Source organism: Bradyrhizobium sp. SZCCHNR2028 (assembly GCF_032380995.1).
GTDB lineage: Bacteria > Pseudomonadota > Alphaproteobacteria > Rhizobiales > Xanthobacteraceae > Bradyrhizobium.
Map to the genome: position 1 here is coordinate 103,235 of NZ_JAUHJF010000020.1, position 14,350 is coordinate 117,584.

At 66.3% G+C, this 14,350-nt stretch carries 15 protein-coding genes; 5 read left to right on the forward strand and 10 right to left on the reverse strand.

Going from position 1 to position 14,350, the window contains the following annotated elements:
- Window positions 1-98 precede the first annotated feature (98 nt).
- The gene (locus QX121_RS25970) at window positions 99-914 is read left to right on the forward strand and encodes an XdhC/CoxI family protein (RefSeq protein WP_315733995.1); all 816 of its coding nucleotides are present in this window, start codon (window positions 99-101) and stop codon (window positions 912-914) included.
- 6 nt (window positions 915-920) lie between these two features.
- Here the strand turns inward: QX121_RS25970 and QX121_RS25975 are convergent, their stop codons facing one another.
- The 5 genes from QX121_RS25975 to QX121_RS25995 all read right to left on the reverse strand — a co-directional run bounded on the left by QX121_RS25975 (window position 921) and on the right by QX121_RS25995 (window position 6,718).
- A complete protein-coding gene (locus QX121_RS25975) occupies window positions 921-2,015 on the reverse strand; it encodes an HWE histidine kinase domain-containing protein (protein ID WP_315733993.1) in 1,095 nt (364 codons plus the stop codon).
- Window positions 2,016-2,288: 273 nt separating this feature from the next.
- Complete coding sequence (locus QX121_RS25980; protein ID WP_315784066.1) at window positions 2,289-3,113, reverse strand: carbohydrate ABC transporter permease; 825 nt, start codon at window positions 3,111-3,113, stop codon at window positions 2,289-2,291.
- Window positions 3,110-4,045, reverse strand: a complete 936-nt coding sequence (locus QX121_RS25985; RefSeq protein ID WP_315813377.1) for a sugar ABC transporter permease — start codon at window positions 4,043-4,045, stop codon at window positions 3,110-3,112. The genes QX121_RS25980 and QX121_RS25985 overlap by 4 nt, the downstream gene beginning before the upstream one ends.
- On the reverse strand, window positions 4,042-5,361 hold the full coding sequence (locus tag QX121_RS25990; protein WP_315813378.1) for a sugar ABC transporter substrate-binding protein: 1,320 nt from the start codon (window positions 5,359-5,361) through the stop codon (window positions 4,042-4,044). Before QX121_RS25990 ends, QX121_RS25985 begins: the two co-directional genes overlap by 4 nt.
- A 124-nt stretch (window positions 5,362-5,485) precedes the next feature.
- On the reverse strand, window positions 5,486-6,718 hold the full coding sequence (locus tag QX121_RS25995) for a benzoate/H(+) symporter BenE family transporter (RefSeq protein ID WP_315813379.1): 1,233 nt from the start codon (window positions 6,716-6,718) through the stop codon (window positions 5,486-5,488).
- Between the two features lie 338 nt (window positions 6,719-7,056).
- Between QX121_RS25995 and QX121_RS26000 the strand changes: the two genes are divergently transcribed.
- Window positions 7,057-7,284 (forward strand): hypothetical protein, encoded by a 228-nt coding sequence (locus tag QX121_RS26000; RefSeq protein ID WP_315813380.1) that lies wholly within the window; start codon window positions 7,057-7,059, stop codon window positions 7,282-7,284.
- A gap of 437 nt (window positions 7,285-7,721) precedes the next feature.
- Here the strand turns inward: QX121_RS26000 and QX121_RS26005 are convergent, their stop codons facing one another.
- The 5 genes from QX121_RS26005 to lgt form a co-directional block, all read right to left on the reverse strand.
- On the reverse strand, window positions 7,722-8,675 hold the full coding sequence (locus QX121_RS26005; protein WP_315813388.1) for a ribose-phosphate pyrophosphokinase: 954 nt from the start codon (window positions 8,673-8,675) through the stop codon (window positions 7,722-7,724).
- A 186-nt stretch (window positions 8,676-8,861) separates the two neighbouring features.
- On the reverse strand, window positions 8,862-9,425 hold the full coding sequence (locus QX121_RS26010; RefSeq protein WP_315733982.1) for a hypothetical protein: 564 nt from the start codon (window positions 9,423-9,425) through the stop codon (window positions 8,862-8,864).
- Between the two features lie 198 nt (window positions 9,426-9,623).
- The gene (pgeF, locus tag QX121_RS26015) at window positions 9,624-10,370 is read right to left on the reverse strand and encodes a peptidoglycan editing factor PgeF (protein ID WP_409999373.1); all 747 of its coding nucleotides are present in this window, start codon (window positions 10,368-10,370) and stop codon (window positions 9,624-9,626) included.
- A 20-nt stretch (window positions 10,371-10,390) separates the two neighbouring features.
- Complete coding sequence (locus QX121_RS26020) at window positions 10,391-11,518, reverse strand: class I SAM-dependent methyltransferase (RefSeq protein ID WP_315813382.1); 1,128 nt, start codon at window positions 11,516-11,518, stop codon at window positions 10,391-10,393.
- Entirely contained in the window at window positions 11,515-12,372 is an 858-nt protein-coding gene (gene lgt / locus QX121_RS26025; protein WP_315813383.1) for a prolipoprotein diacylglyceryl transferase, read from the reverse strand. The genes QX121_RS26020 and lgt overlap by 4 nt, the downstream gene beginning before the upstream one ends.
- A gap of 257 nt (window positions 12,373-12,629) precedes the next feature.
- Between lgt and QX121_RS26030 the strand changes: the two genes are divergently transcribed.
- From QX121_RS26030 to pth, 3 genes are all read left to right on the forward strand, one after another.
- Complete coding sequence (locus tag QX121_RS26030; RefSeq protein ID WP_315813384.1) at window positions 12,630-12,923, forward strand: accessory factor UbiK family protein; 294 nt, start codon at window positions 12,630-12,632, stop codon at window positions 12,921-12,923.
- 185 nt (window positions 12,924-13,108) lie between these two features.
- Window positions 13,109-13,792: a 50S ribosomal protein L25/general stress protein Ctc gene (locus tag QX121_RS26035; protein ID WP_315813385.1), complete on the forward strand. Its 684-nt coding sequence runs from the start codon at window positions 13,109-13,111 to the stop codon at window positions 13,790-13,792.
- 72 nt (window positions 13,793-13,864) lie between these two features.
- On the forward strand, window positions 13,865-14,350 hold a 486-nt coding region (gene pth / locus QX121_RS26040; protein WP_315813386.1), incomplete at its 3' end, for an aminoacyl-tRNA hydrolase.

Below are 14,350 nucleotides of genomic sequence, written 5' to 3' on the forward strand. Positions count from 1 at the left end.
AAGACGCCCCCCTCCCTAACCCTCCCCCACGAGGGGGGAGGGAACAGACCTTCAGTGCTGCTGCAGACTGCCTCGAACGTGCGCCAGAGGAGGCACCCATGACCACCTCCTCCGAACTGCTCGATCTCGCCGCCCAATTGAAAGCTGCCGACGAAAGCTTCGTGCTCGCCACCGTCGTGCGCACGGTGTCGGTGACCGCGGCAAAGGCCGGTGCCAAGGCGATCATCCGACCGGATGGCGCCATCGTTGCGGGCTGGATCGGCGGCGGCTGCGCCCGTGGCGCGGTGCTGAAAGCCGCGCGCGAGGCGCTCGCCGACGGTGTCCCGCGCATGGTCTCGGTGCAGCCGGACGACCTGCTCGCTGAGCTCGGCGTCAAGCCGGGCGAGATGAAAGAGGGCGTGCGCTTCGCCGCCAACATGTGTCCGAGCAAGGGCACGATGGACATCTTCGTCGAGCCGGTGCTGCCGTATCCCGCGCTGGTGATCTTAGGCGCGAGCCCGGTGGCGCTGTCGCTCGCCGCGCAGGCGCGGCCGCTCGGCTATCACGTGACGCTGGCGGCGCCGGCGTCCGATCTCGTCACGACACCAGAGGCCGATGTGCTGATCGATGGCTTCGCGCTGGATCAACCGGCCGGGAGCAGCCGCTTCGTCGTGGTGTCGACGCAAGGCAAGGGCGACGAGGCGGCCTTGCGCACCGCACTCGCCTGCGATGCGGCCTACCACGCCTTCGTCGGCAGCCGCCGCAAGATGGACAGCCTGCGCGACAAGCTGATCAAGGACGGCATCGACGCCGCGCTGCTCGACAAGGTCAAGGCCCCGGCGGGCCTCGATCTCGGCGCCATCACGCCGGAGGAGATCGCGATGTCGATTCTGGCCGAGATCACTCAGGTGCGGCGGCGCGGCCAGCGCGGCTGAATTCCGTCACGGCGCGAGCGGCAGGTCGAACGAGACCCTGAGCCCGTCCGGCGCGAAGTCGCGCGTGACCTCGCCCTTCAGCGCGGCGCCGAGAATGCGCTCGAACAGCAGCGAACCGAAGCCGTTGCGTGCGGGCGGGGAGACATCCGGCCCGCCGTTCTCCTGCCAGAACAGCTTGAGCCGTCCGTCGGCATGGGTCCAGCCCAGCGTCACCCGCCCCGCATCGTTCGACAGCGCGCCGTATTTCACCGCGTTGGTGACGAGCTCGTGCAGGCCCATCGACAGATACAGCGCGATGCCCGGCGCGAGCTGCAGGGCGGGGCCGTCGACGGCGATCCGGTCGGACTGCAACGGCGCCAGCTCGGCGCACACCAGCTCATTGAGCGCGATCGCTTCGCGGCCGCGATCCAGCGCCAGCGCGTGGCTGCGCGTCAGCGCCGCGATACGGCCGCGCAGCACCTCGCCGAACTCGGCCAGCGCCGAATCGGCGCGGATGCTCAGCGCGATGACGCTGTCGACCAGCGCCAGCGTGTTCTTGACGCGGTGATTGAGCTCGTGGACCAGCACGCGATGGTGCTGCTCGACCGTGCGCCGCCGCGCATTCTCGGTGCGCAGTGCGATTTCGTCCATCACGATCTCGCTGAGCTCGGTGAGCTGGGCGATGTCGTCGTCGCTCCACGGCCGCGGCTCGTGATCGATGGCGCAGAGCGCGCCGATCACCTCGCCGCTCGGCAGCCGCAGGGGAACGCCGAGATAGGCGATCACGCCGAGAACCGGCACCGCGAGATTGTCCTTCACCAGCGGATGCTCGTTGGCGTCGCTGATCACCAGCGGCTGCGCCGAGGTCACGACGTGCTGGCAGAAGGAGTGGCTGAGCGGCGTCTCGCGCAGCGACGCCCATGGCTCGCACAGGCCGACCGAGCTCTTGAAGAACTGCCGGTCGCGATCGACCAGCGCGATGATCGCCGCTGGGGCCTGCAACAGCCGCGTGGTCAGGCGCGTGACGCGGTCGAAGCCCGGCTCCGGCGGCGAGTCGAGCAGCTCGGTCTGCAACAGGGAAGTCAATCGGTCTGGCGCGGAGGCGTCGCGATCGGACGTCATGCAGCTTTCGTCGGTCGGGCGTTCAGCCGGTGACAGGTTGCAAGACGGACCGGACGGAGCGCAAATCCGGAGCCGGTCGATCGTGCGGCGCAGTGGTATTCGGCTGGAACGAAGCCGGCGCAGAGACGAGATGAAGCCATCAACGCGGCCATCGCCGCGCTTCAGGGCGGGGCGAATCCCGGTTCCACGCAGGTAACCAAGTGGTAGACTATGGCCTGACCAAGGCAAGTTCGGCATTCCGCCGCAGGTTCTCTTTGGTATGCATTATACCCGTCAGCCCCCCTTGACCGCACCCGCCGTCAGGCCGGCCACGATCTGCCGCTGTGCGAACACGGTCAGCAGCAGCACCGGCAGGGTCACGATCAGCGCCGCCGCCGCGAGCGGCCCCCACGAGAGCTGATCGAACGAGATCATGTTGTAGACCGCGACCGGCAAGGTGCGGGTCTCGCGTCCGGCCAGCACGATGCCGAACACGAAATTATTCCAGGAGAAGATCACCGCGAGGATGAAGGCGACCGCGAGGCCGGGCTTCGCCACCGGCAATGCCACGTGGCGGAAAACCTGCCAGCGCGTTGCGCCGTCGATGCGCGCGGCTTCCTCGAGCTCGATCGGCGTGGTCTCGAAATAGCCGATCATGATCCAGATCACGATCGGCACGGTGACGACGAGATGGATGATGATCTGCGGCCACAGCGTGCCGAGCAGGCCGAGCCACTGAAACAAGAGGAACAGCGGGATGAGGTACGACAGGCCGGGCGTGATGCGCGCGATCAGGATCACGATCGCCGATTTATGCGCGGCCATCCGTGCGATGCCGTAGCCGGCGGGCACGCCGACCAGCATGGCGAGAAAAGTCGCGCCGCCGGTCACCAGTAGGCTGTTCTTGAAATAGGTGAAGAAGCGGTTGGACGACAGCACGTCGCCGTAGTTCTTCCACGCGAAATGCTCCGGCCAGAACACCGGCGGATACGCGGCGTTGTCGACCTCGAACTTCACCGACAGCGAGATCATCCAGAGGAAGAACAGGATCGCCGGCGAGACGATGAGGAAGACGCCGAGCGCGAGGCCGAGCCGGCCGAGGATGGTCTGCGCGCTCATGCCTCGCTCCCCAGCGCATTCCACTGCGCGCGCCGGCGCAGCAGCAGCAAGAGTGCGGTCAGCGCGATGATCAGCGCGAAGAACACCACCGCGATCGCCGAGGCATAGCCGAGGTCGTAATAGACGAAGGCGACGCTGTAGAGATAGAGGTTGATGGTCTCCGACGCCGAGCCCGGCCCGCCTTGCGTGATCGCGAAGATGATGTCGAAGCTCTTGATCGCGTCGATGGCGCGGATCATCGCGGCGATGAACAGGAACGGCATGATCAAGGGCAGCGTGATGTAGCGGAACATCTGCCAGGTGCTGGCGCCGTCGATCTGCGCGCTCTCATACGGTTCGGTCGGCAGCGAGGCGATGCCGCCGAGCACGATCAGCATGACCAGCGGCGTCCACTGCCAGGTCTCGACCAGCACCAGCGAGGGGATCACCGTGCCCGGATGAAACACCCAGAGCTGCGGCGGCAGGCCCACCAGCGACAGAAGATAGTTCAGGATGCCGAGCTGCGGGTGGAACATCATGGTCCACACCAGCGCGATCGCCACGGGCGTCGCCATCATCGGCATGATGAAGAGGGCGCGCAGCAGCCCGCGCCCGGGAAAGCGGGCGTGGAAGACGACCGCGGCGAAGGTGCCGAGCACCAGCGGCAGCAGCACCGACAGCGCGGTGTAGGACAGCGTGTGTCCGACCGACTCGACAAAGCGCGGATCTGCCGGCAGCCGCAGGTAGTTCGACAGCCCGACGAAGGTCGTGGGTGAGCCGACCTTCCACTCCTGGAAGCTCATCCAGATCGTGAACAGCCAGGGAAAGATGATCACCGCGAGCACGGTGACCAGCGCCGGTACCACGAACGGCCAGTACGACGGCGGCCGCAACGCACGTTCCGGCGCAGCGGCGTCCGCTGCCGCGCCGGCCTGTTCGACGATCGTGCTCACGCTTTCTCGCTGCGCTCCAGGATCGGGCGGAACTGCTCGTGCGCCTTCTTCAGCTCGGTCGCGGGATCGGCGCCCGACAGCGTGGCGGTCAACGCAGCACCGACGAGATCGCGGAATTCGGCGACCGGGATGATCACGGGCAGGCCGAGCTTAGAGATCTTGCCGGAGTCGATCGCCGACTGCAGCCACTCCTTCGGCATCTTCACGCCGCCCTGGACTCCGGGATCGTTGAGCACCGAGTTGCGGAACGGTACGCCGCCGCCGGCTTGCACCAGGCGGGCGCCTTGCGGCTTCGACACCAGCCACTGGCACAGCAGCCAGGCGGCTTCCTTGTTCTTGCTCGCAGCCGCAATGCCGATGCCGTCGCCATAGGTCGCCGAGTACTGTCCCTTCGGTCCGGCGGGCACCACGGTGTAGCCGACCTTGCCGACCACGCGCGAGGCATTGGCGTCCTCCAGCGGCGGCGCCCAGCCGACGCCGTCGATCCACATCGCCGAGCGGCCTTGCGTGAACGAGGCCATCGACTCCATCCAGTTGAAGCCGGCCACGCCCGGAGGCGCGCAGGTGGTCAGCAGCTTCTGATACAGCTTGGTCGCCTCGACGGCCTCCGGGCCGTCGGTCAGGATGTTGCCCTTGGCGTCCAGGAACTCGCCGCCATAGTTGAGAAAGAAGTTCGTCCACAGGGTCATGTTGGCGTTGCGCAGGCCGCGGCCGACGAAGCCGAACGTGCCGTCCTTGGCATCGGTCAGCTTCTGCGCCGCCGTGACCATCTCGTCGAGCGTCTTCGGCACTTCGACGCCCTTCTTCGCGAACAGCTCCTTGTTGTAGTAGAGGATGAAGTAGTCCACCGACCATGGCAGCGAGAACATCCGGCCCTTGTCGTTCCTGGCGTAACTCAGGCCGGCGGCGGAGAAATCGCCCGGCACGAGGTCCGGCGCGGTGAGGTTCGGGTCCTTCATGAAGTCGGTGATGTCGGCGAGCCAGCCGGCCTTTTCGAACTGCCGCTTCTGCACGTGATAGCTCAAGTGCACCACGTCGAAGCTCGGCTTGCCCGACGACAGTTCGATCACGACCTTCTGCCGCTGCTGCTGCTCCGGGATCTGCTCGGATTCCACCTCGATGCCGGTCAGCGCGGTGAATTCCTTGATGTTCTTCTGCAGATTGTCGCCGCGCGGCCCCTTGGCGAGGATCACCTCGAGCTTGGTACCGGCATATTTCTTCCACTGCGGCTCAGACCAGGCGGGCTGGCCGGTGAGCGCAAGCGCGCCTGCTGCTGCCGTACCCGCAAGCATGTTGCGGCGCGTGATCGCGGTCATCATATCCTCCCAGAAAACTTCTTGTTTGGTCGTGAAGTGTAGCGCGATCCAGCGGCGCTGCAACAGCATGGTGCCCGTTCGACTGGGGATGCGACGACAGCGCGTGGTGCGATGCGGCAATCCGTTATGCGCCCGATGCGGCTGTGAAATCCGCCCGCTCCAGCAGCCACGACAGTGCAAAGCCAGCGACGAGCCCCCAGAACGCGGCGCCGATGTTGAGCAGGGGCATGTCGGCGACGGTGACGAGGAAGGCGATCAGGGCGCCGAGGGAGAAGTTCGTTCTGAACGCGGTCACGAACGCCGTTTGCAGCACGCGCAGCATGGCGAGGCCCGCCAGCGCGGTGATCAATGATTTCGGCGCGATCAGCAGCAGCGTGGTGAAGGTCGGCGCCAGCAGGCCGAAGCCGAGCGCAAGCACGCCCACGACCATCGCCGCGGTATAGTGGCGCTTGCGCTCGCCGCCGGAGACGACGATCGCGTTGGTCGGTCCGGTCAGGCAGGTCGACACGCCGCCCACGACAGCCGCGAGCGCCGAGCCGATGCCGCAGGCCACGGTCACCACATTGACCGGGGGCGTGTGGCCGGCGGCGGTCAGCACCGCAAAGCCCTGGCCGTTCTGCACCACCAGCACGGTGACCGCGAGCGGCACGATCAACTCGATCATCGCCGCCAGCGACCAGGACGGCGTCTGGATCACGGGCCGGATCAGCGCGATTTGCAGCGACGCGCTCTGGTCGTATTTGCCGAACAGGATGGCTGCGAGCGTGCCAATGACGAGCGCGCCGATGATCGGCGGGCAGCGCCGGCCGAGCGCGGGCAGCGCGGTCAGCAAGAGCCAGGCGACGACCATCGGCCCGGCGATGGCGAAGTCGGCGAACACGGCGCGGACGAGATCGAGGCCGAAGCGCAGGAATACGCCGGCGACCATGCCCATCACGATCGGCATCGGCACCAGTTGCATCGCGCGCTTGACCCAGCCGGTGAGCCCGAGCACCAGCATCAACAGCGCGGTGCCGTAGAACGCGCCGACCACCTGCGGAAAGCTGAGATGCGTCAGCGACTGGCCGACCAGGACGGTGCCCGGAATGGTCCAGAACAGCACCAACGGCTCGCGATAGCGCCACGACAGCAACAGCGTGATCAGCCCGTTGATGAAGAACACGCCGAAGATCCACGACGCGATCTCCGCCTGCGACAGCCCGCCATTGGCGCCGACCGACAGGATGATGGCGACCGGTCCGGTGATCGCGAACAGCCAGCCGATGAAGCCGTGCGAGGCGTAGAGCGGACCAAAGTCACTGGCGATCTGGCCGAGGCTGGGCGGCGGGCCTGCCGGGCGTTCGATGGCGTTGAGCATGAAGGGCAGGGCTCGGCTGCGTTCTTGTTGTTGTCCTTGGCGTCTCGTGGGATGTTGGCCGAAGCGGACGGGGCGTGCAAGGCGTAGGGCTGATTGGCAGATGACGCTGCGCTAATCCGCCGAATGCATCCTCGCCGTCGGCTGCTGGTTGGCTCCAATGCTGCCCGTCGACCAAAATCAGCTCGTCTCCCTGAATCCTGTCCAGCCCTTCGGATAAAGATAAATCGCTTGTCGAGTTCGCCAAATCAGCATTATGGTCCCGCTCGTTCCGTTGCGTCGGAGGGGACGTATCGCGGTCGTCATGGACGTCGGCAGCGGAATGCGATGGGCGGGTCGGGTTGCAGCGCGTTTTCGCGTCGACGAACAACTCGGCACGCACGGTCAAGTCGCGCGGTCCTGATACCCCGATGCTGGTATCCCGCGTCATGCGCTTAAAGCGCATGGCGCGCACGGTGGCCAAAAGCCGGTGCACCGGGGAGAACGCGAAGCAGCCGTTAAAGCCGTCGCGCAGGGAGGGCCGGATCGTCCGGCTGGACCTGTGGTACCTGCCGCCTGCATTTTTTTGAGCAGGCGGGCCACGGGCCTCAGTCGAGGTCCGGCCTTCCCTGCGCCCTCTCTCTATCGAGGGTGATGAGATCGCAAAGCTCGGACGCGAAACGCGCCGCGAGATTGCGGAGGTGTATCCGCAGATGCCGTTCGAAATCATCAGCTGAAATATGCCACGAGCGTCGGCGCGAGGGCGCCTCGCGATCACGGAGTGTGGGGCACGACGCCCACCCTCCCCTGGAGGGGGAGGGTCGCTCGCGCGCGAAGCGGGCGAGCGGGGTGGGGTGAAGCCACGGATACCAGTGCTCGTGGAGAGATCAATCCGCCCCGCCTCACGTTTCGCTCCTCGTGAGGCGACCCTCCCCCTCCAGGGGAGGGTGGACGACAGCGAGACGCTTGCATGCGAGGAAGCAGGAAGGCGCGAAGAAGACGATGCGGGATGTTATTAGAACCAGCCTCAGTCGAACAGGCTCGACACCGATTCTTCCGCCGCGGTGCGGCCGATCGCCTCGGCGATCAGCGGCGCGATCGCCAGCGTGCGGATGTTGGGCGCGTTGCGGACCGCTTCGGTCGGCATGATGGAGTCGGTGATGACGAGCTCCTTCAGCCGCGACGAGGTGATGCGGGACGCGGCACCGCCGGAGAGCACGCCATGCGTGATGTAGGCGTAGACGTCCTTGGCGCCGTATTTGAGCAGAGCATCCGCCGCGTTCACCAGGGTGCCGCCGGAATCGACGATGTCGTCGATCAGGATGCAGGTGTGGCCGGAGACGTCGCCGATCACGTTCATGACCTCGGACTCGCCGGGACGCTCGCGGCGCTTGTCGACGATGGCGAGCGGCGTGTTGATGCGCTTGGCCAGGCCTCGGGCGCGCGCCACGCCGCCGACGTCCGGCGAGACGACCATGAGGCTGGAGAGATCGAAGCGATCCTTGATGTCGCGCACCATCAGCGGCGAGGCAAAAAGGTTATCGGTGGGGATGTCGAAGAAACCCTGGATCTGGCCGGCATGCAGATCGAGCGTCATGACGCGGTCGACGCCCGCATGGGTGATCAGATTGGCGACGAGCTTGGCCGAGATCGGCGTGCGCGAGTTCGATTTGCGATCCTGCCGCGCATAGCCGAAATAGGGCACCACGGCGGTGATGCGGCGCGCGGAGGCGCGGCGCAGCGCATCGGTGATGATCAGGAGCTCCATCAGCAGGTCGTTCGCCGGATAGGACGTCGATTGAATGATGAAGACGTCGGAGCCGCGGACGTTCTCCTGGATCTCGACGAAGATCTCCATGTCGGCGAAGCGCCGGACCACCGCTTTCGTCAGCGGCAGCCCAAGTTCAGCGGCGATGCCGGCGGCGAGGGCCGGATTGGAGTTGCCGGCGACGAGTTTGATGGAGCCGTTCTTGGCCGACATCGTGAATTCTCCTCGCGTCTCGCTGGAGACCTTGTTCAGCATATCGGGCTATCCATGGAACCGGCAGTTTTGCACGGGCGAGGTGATATCAAGGACACTGCGCGCATGGCAACCCGCCGCAGGTGTTTTTCCCGGTCAAACAGGTGTTTTTCCCGGTCAAGAACGGCGCAAATTGCGCCTCTTTGCCTAATGGTCGGTGTAGCCGAGGGCCGCGACGCTGGTGCCGTCGGATCTGGGCGATGCGGGCTCGGCCGCGGCGACCGCGGGGCCGCGGGCGGCCGGCGCCGCCGGTGGCGCGCTGTCGGCCGGCGCGGTGCCGTTCAGCATGTTCGAAAGTCCGCTGAAGCCAGCCTGCGCGATTTTCCGAAGCACCATGTCGTCGACATTGTTCCACGGATCGCGGCCGCCGCGTCCGACCGGCTCTTCGCCCGACAGCCGCAGCGCGCGCTGCTGATTGCGATCGTAGACGTCGAACACCCAGGCGATCACGCCCTTGCCGCTGACGACCTGGGCGGAGAGATAGGTGCGGACACGATACGCTGCAGGGGCCTCGCGCGACACGATGGCGAGGCTGCGCAGCTTGGACTCGCTGTCGAGCACGCTGACCATGCGGTCGAAGATCTGCGGCGGCGGACCGTCGATCTGCTCGAAGGCGATCGTGGCGCTATCGGATGCAGGCGCCATCGCATAGGCGTTGGACGGACCACCGCTGCTGGTCGCGCAGCCGCCGAGCGTTGCGGCCGACGTCATCAGCAAAACGGCAACGCAGGCGTGCTGCGCAGCGCGGCTGATCCGTCGAAGTGGTGTCGGCGCTCCCCTCATCGTCGGGAGCGATATCGTTAAAATCGATTAACGTCTAGGTCGCGGCTGCCACAGATCGGGACAGAGTGCACTCAGTTGTACAGAAAGGGTTAAGCAATCCACATGCGGCCACAATGGCGCCCAGCTTCAGCCTTCGAGCATGATGGCGTGGACGTGCCGGCCATAGTCCGGCTCGTTGCGATGGACCGAGCGGCGGTAACTGAAGAAGCGCTCGTCGACATAGGTGTCGAGGCCGAGATCGTCGATCAGCAGCACGCCGGCGTTTTCCAGCCGCATCCGGATGAAGCCGGCGAGGTCGAACATCGCGTGGCCGTCGCGAACCGACGGCAGGAAGAAGCGCGCGTGTTCGGCGTCGTCGTCGAGGAAGCGGGTGACGAACTCGGCGCCGACCTCGTAGCTCGGCTGGCGGATCAGGGGGCCGATCGCGGCAATGATCCGGCCGCGCTCTGCGCCGAGCTCCTCCATCGCCTGCAGCGTGGCTTCGAGCACGCCGGTGAGCGCGCCTTTCCAGCCGGCATGGGCCGCGCCGATGACGCGCTTCTGCGGGTCGGCGAACAGGATCGGCCCGCAATCGGCCGTGGTGACGCCGATCGCGAGATTCGGCGTTGCGGTCACCAGCGCGTCGGCCTTCGGCCTGACCGGGCCGTCCCAGGGCCCGGTCGCAACCACGACATCGGGCGAGTGGATCTGGTGCAGGCTGAGGAACTGGTCGGGCGCGACGCCGAGATGGGTAGCCATGCGGCGGCGGTTTTCCCGGACGTTCTCTGGCAGGTCATTCGATCCAAGCCCGCCATTGAGGCCGGCATAGATGCCGTCGGAGACGCCGCCCTCGCGGGTAAAGAAGGCGTGGCGCAGGCCCGGGATCGCGGACATCACATCCGATGACACCAGCATCATGCGCCTCCTGTCTTCTCGTTGGTGTGCTCGTCGCTGATGCCCGCCAGCACCGGAATGGCCGGATCGGAGACGCCGAGCACCTTGAACAGCGAGCCCATGCCGTCGCGGCCGCCGCCGGTCAGCCGCTTCAGTCCGCTGGCAATGTCGGCGGAGACCTCCGGAGAAGCCTTCTGCATCAGGGTCAGTGCCCTCGTCTCGATGCCGAGCCGCTGCAGGAACTCGCCTTGCGTGACCGGTCCGTGCACGCGTGCACCGACGGCTTCCGCGGTGCGCGACAGCGCATCGAAATCGACATGCGCGGTGATGTCGGCAAGCCCCGGTGTCTTCAAGGGATCGGCAAAGCTGTGCCGCGCGATCGCCTGGAACGTGTCGCCGACATCGCTGCGGACATGGCCGTAGTCGATGATGACGGCAGCGCCGCGCTGCTCGCGCAGGCGCTTGGCGATTCCCATCATCTCGGTGTTCGGCCGCCACTCGAAGATCGCACCGGCCGGCGCGGCCCGCACCAGCGGCGGCAGCAGCCGCTCGAAGCCCGGCGTCGGATCGGCGGCCGCGCCGTAGGAGAAGTTCTCCTCCTCGTCGAGCTCGACCGTTCGCTCGTGCCAGCCGGTCTCGCGCCTGATCATCTGGTGGATCGGCAGCACGTCGAAGAACTCGTTGGCGAAGATGACGCTGGGCCCTTCCGGCACGTCGTCGAAGCTGTCGTGCCAGGTGACGTTGCGCAGGCCCGTCAGGGTCGCCTTCTGCTTCTCGCGCAGCACCGGATTGACCTCGACGAGATGCACCGAGATCGTCTGGTACAGCGGCGGCAGCACGCGCAGCGCGCGCAACGCGTCCGACATCATGGTGCCGCGGCCCGGCCCGAGCTCGATCAGGCGGAACTGCTGCGGCGAGCCGGTCGCCTTCCAGATCGAGGCCGCCCACAGCCCGAGCAGTTCGCCGAACATCTGGCTCACTTCGGGGGCGGTGGTGAAGTCGCCCTCGCGTCCGAGCGGATCGCGCGAGATGTAGTAGCCGTGCTCCGGATGCATCAGGCACAGCTCCATGTAGCGCCAGACCGGCATCGGACCGGACGCCTTGATCAGCCGCTTGATCTCGGTATGGAGCGGAGACGTTTCGATCACGGATGGGCCTGAAGGGAGGGGGTGGCTTGATGCGTTTCAGGCCGACGCAGCGCCCGTGCGACGAGGATCGCGCCGACGATCAGCATCGGCACCGACAGCACCATGCCCATGGTGAGGCCCTGCCAGAGGAAACCGAGTTGCTTGTCGGGCTCGCGGAACAGTTCGCTGACGATGCGCGCCACGCCGTACAGGCCGATGAAGCTGCCGAGGATCAGGCCAGGCCGCTTGAGGGCGCCGAACCGGATCATGATGGCGAGCACGACGAACAGAAGCAGGCCTTCGAGGCCGGCCTCGTAGAGCTGGCTCGGGTGGCGCGGCAGCTGGGTTGGATCGCGCGGGAAGATCATTGCCCAGGGCAGGCTCGGATCGGCCGCCCGGCCCCACAATTCGCCATTGATGAAATTGGCGATGCGGCCCAGCAGCAGGCCGATCGGCGCGACCGCGGTGGTGATGTCGCCGAGCGACAGGATCGGCAGGCCGTTGCGGCGACTGAACCAGATGACGGCGAGCACGCAGCCCATGAAGCCGCCATGGAACGACATGCCGCCGTTCCACAGCTGGAAGATCTCCAGCGGATGATCGATGAAGAACGGCAGATTGTAGAACAGAACGTAGCCGGTCCGGCCGCCGAGGATGATGCCGACCGTGACCCACAGAATGAAGTCGTCGAGCTGGATCAGCGACACCGGCGCAGGGCCGCCCCACAGCCGGTCCTTCTTCAGCAGCGAGCGGGCGTAGAGCCAGCCGATCACGATGCCGCAGATATAGGCCAGCGCGTACCAGCGGATCGCGAGCGGGCCGATCGCGAGCGCAACCGGATCGAATACGGGGAAGTCGATGAGGAGAGGCGTCATTCACTGGCTTTCGTGGACACGGCGTCCCGCTTCTGGAAGCACCCGGGCAATGCGGGCTTCGAACGGGCCCCGCTACATGAACAGGCGCGGCGCGATGTGATCTCAGGGCTGCTCATACCAGCGCCGCGGGCCGGCGCAACAAGTACGATGACAAGGAAACCAAGGCATGACAAGACGGGCCCATCTTGCAGGCGGCGACAGGGATCGCCATTCTGTCTTCCATCATCGTGCTCGTTGCGGGACGCGGAGTTTCTCACATGACCCAGACCAACAACCGGTTTTTCGACGAACTCGGCCGCCTGATGAACGATGCCGCCGGTGCCGCCCAGGGCATGAAGCGGGAGGTCGATTCCGTCATCCGCAACCAGGCGGAAAAGATCCTGAACGATCTGGACATCGTGAAGCGCGAGGAGTTCGAGGCGGTCAAGGACATGGCCCGGCTCGCCCGCGAGGAGAACGAGGCGCTGAAGGCCCGGATCGCGGCGCTGGAAGCCAAGCTTGGCGGTGCGGCCGGCACGCCGCCGGGCGCCGCCGGCAGCGCGGATGGCTGACGCCGCAGCCGGGTCGCCCTGGGACGGGAGGGGCAGGCGGCCCCTTCATTTCCTTGTCATTTCCCGGGTTTGCCGCTAGAACGCCGCCACGTCCGCGGCCCCCGCACCCCTGGAGGCTTGCCGAAGGACGTCCAGCAACGGGCCGCATTGCGGCCTTTAACTTTTTAAAACAAGGACTTAACACGATGGCGACCGTCAGAGAACTGAAGGCGACCGCCCGTCCGTCAGTCGGCAAGGGGGCCGCACGGGCAGAGCGTCGCGCCGGGAGAGTGCCCGGAGTGATTTATGGAGACAACCAGCCCCCGCTGCCGATCTCGGTGGAAGACCGCGAACTGCGCCAGCGCATCCTGGCGGGCCGGTTCCTCACCACGATCTTCGATGTCACCCTCGACGGCAAGAAGCACCGGGTGATCCCGCGCGACTTCCATCTCGATCCGGTCAAGGACTTCCCGATCCACGTCGACTTCATGCGGCTCGGCCAGGGCGCGACCATCCGCGTCAGCGTGCCCTTGCATGTGGTGGGTTCGGAAGCCGCGCCGGGCGTCAAGCGCGGCGGCACGGTCAACATCGTGACCCACACGCTCGACCTCGAGTGCCTGGCGGAGAACATCCCGCAGTACATCGAGGCCGATGTCAGCGCGCTCGAGATCAACCACTCGCTGCACATCTCCGACGTCAAGCTGCCGACCGGCGTGAAGACGCTATCGCGCGACGACGCGACGCTCGTGACCATCGTGCCGCCGTCGGGCTATGGCGAGGAGCAGAAGGCTGCTGCTGGCGCCGCCGCGGCTCCCGCTGCTGCTGCTCCGGCTGCCGCCGCCAAGGCACCCGCGGCCAAGGCGCCGGCTGGCGGCGACAAGAAGAAGTAAGCCGTTCCGCTTCCGGGAAGCACGGGCGGGTCCCGTGCGTCCCGGAGCGACGGCAGGTGCGGATGCCGCGTCATGCTGCTGTTCGTCGGCCTCGGCAATCCCGGCGCGAAATATGCGCGCAACCGGCACAATATCGGCTTCATGGCCGTGGACGAGATCGCGCGGCGTCACCGCTTTTCGCCGTGGCGACGCAGGTTTCAGGGCGAGACCTCGGAAGGCACGCTCGATTCCGAGCGCGTCATCCTGCTCAAGCCCGCGACCTACATGAACGAATCCGGCCGCGCCGTGCAGGAAGCGGCCAGCTTCTTCAAGCTCGGCGTCGGCGACGTCACGGTGTTTCAGGATGAGCTGGAATTGCCGCCGGGCAAGCTGCGCGTGAAGGTCGGCGGCGGCATTGCCGGCCATAACGGGCTGCGCTCGATTTCGGCGCATCTCGGTAACGACTACCGCCGCGTCCGGCTCGGCATCGGCCATCCCGGCGTCAAGGAGCTGGTGCATGGCCACGTGCTGTCGGACTTCGCCAAGTCCGACATGCCCTGGGTCGAGGCGCTGTGCGAG

Excerpts from the sequence above, each read along its gene's own strand:
- QX121_RS25970 (WP_315733995.1), top strand. The coding sequence starts at position 99 with ATGACCACCTCCTCCGAACTGCTCGATCTCGCCGCCCAATTGAAAGCT.
- QX121_RS25975 (WP_315733993.1), bottom strand. The coding sequence starts at position 2,015 with ATGACGTCCGATCGCGACGCCTCCGCGCCAGACCGATTGACTTCCCTG.
- QX121_RS25980 (WP_315784066.1), bottom strand. The coding sequence starts at position 3,113 with ATGAGCGCGCAGACCATCCTCGGCCGGCTCGGCCTCGCGCTCGGCGTC.
- QX121_RS25990 (WP_315813378.1), bottom strand. The coding sequence starts at position 5,361 with ATGACCGCGATCACGCGCCGCAACATGCTTGCGGGTACGGCAGCAGCA.
- QX121_RS25995 (WP_315813379.1), bottom strand. The coding sequence starts at position 6,718 with ATGCTCAACGCCATCGAACGCCCGGCAGGCCCGCCGCCCAGCCTCGGC.
- QX121_RS26005 (WP_315813388.1), bottom strand. The coding sequence starts at position 8,675 with ATGTCGGCCAAGAACGGCTCCATCAAACTCGTCGCCGGCAACTCCAAT.
- QX121_RS26010 (WP_315733982.1), bottom strand. The coding sequence starts at position 9,425 with ATGACGTCGGCCGCAACGCTCGGCGGCTGCGCGACCAGCAGCGGTGGT.
- pgeF (WP_409999373.1), bottom strand. The coding sequence starts at position 10,370 with ATGTCCGCGATCCCGGGCCTGCGCCACGCCTTCTTTACCCGCGAGGGC.
- lgt (WP_315813383.1), bottom strand. The coding sequence starts at position 12,372 with ATGACGCCTCTCCTCATCGACTTCCCCGTATTCGATCCGGTTGCGCTC.
- QX121_RS26030 (WP_315813384.1), top strand. The coding sequence starts at position 12,630 with ATGACCCAGACCAACAACCGGTTTTTCGACGAACTCGGCCGCCTGATG.
- QX121_RS26035 (WP_315813385.1), top strand. The coding sequence starts at position 13,109 with ATGGCGACCGTCAGAGAACTGAAGGCGACCGCCCGTCCGTCAGTCGGC.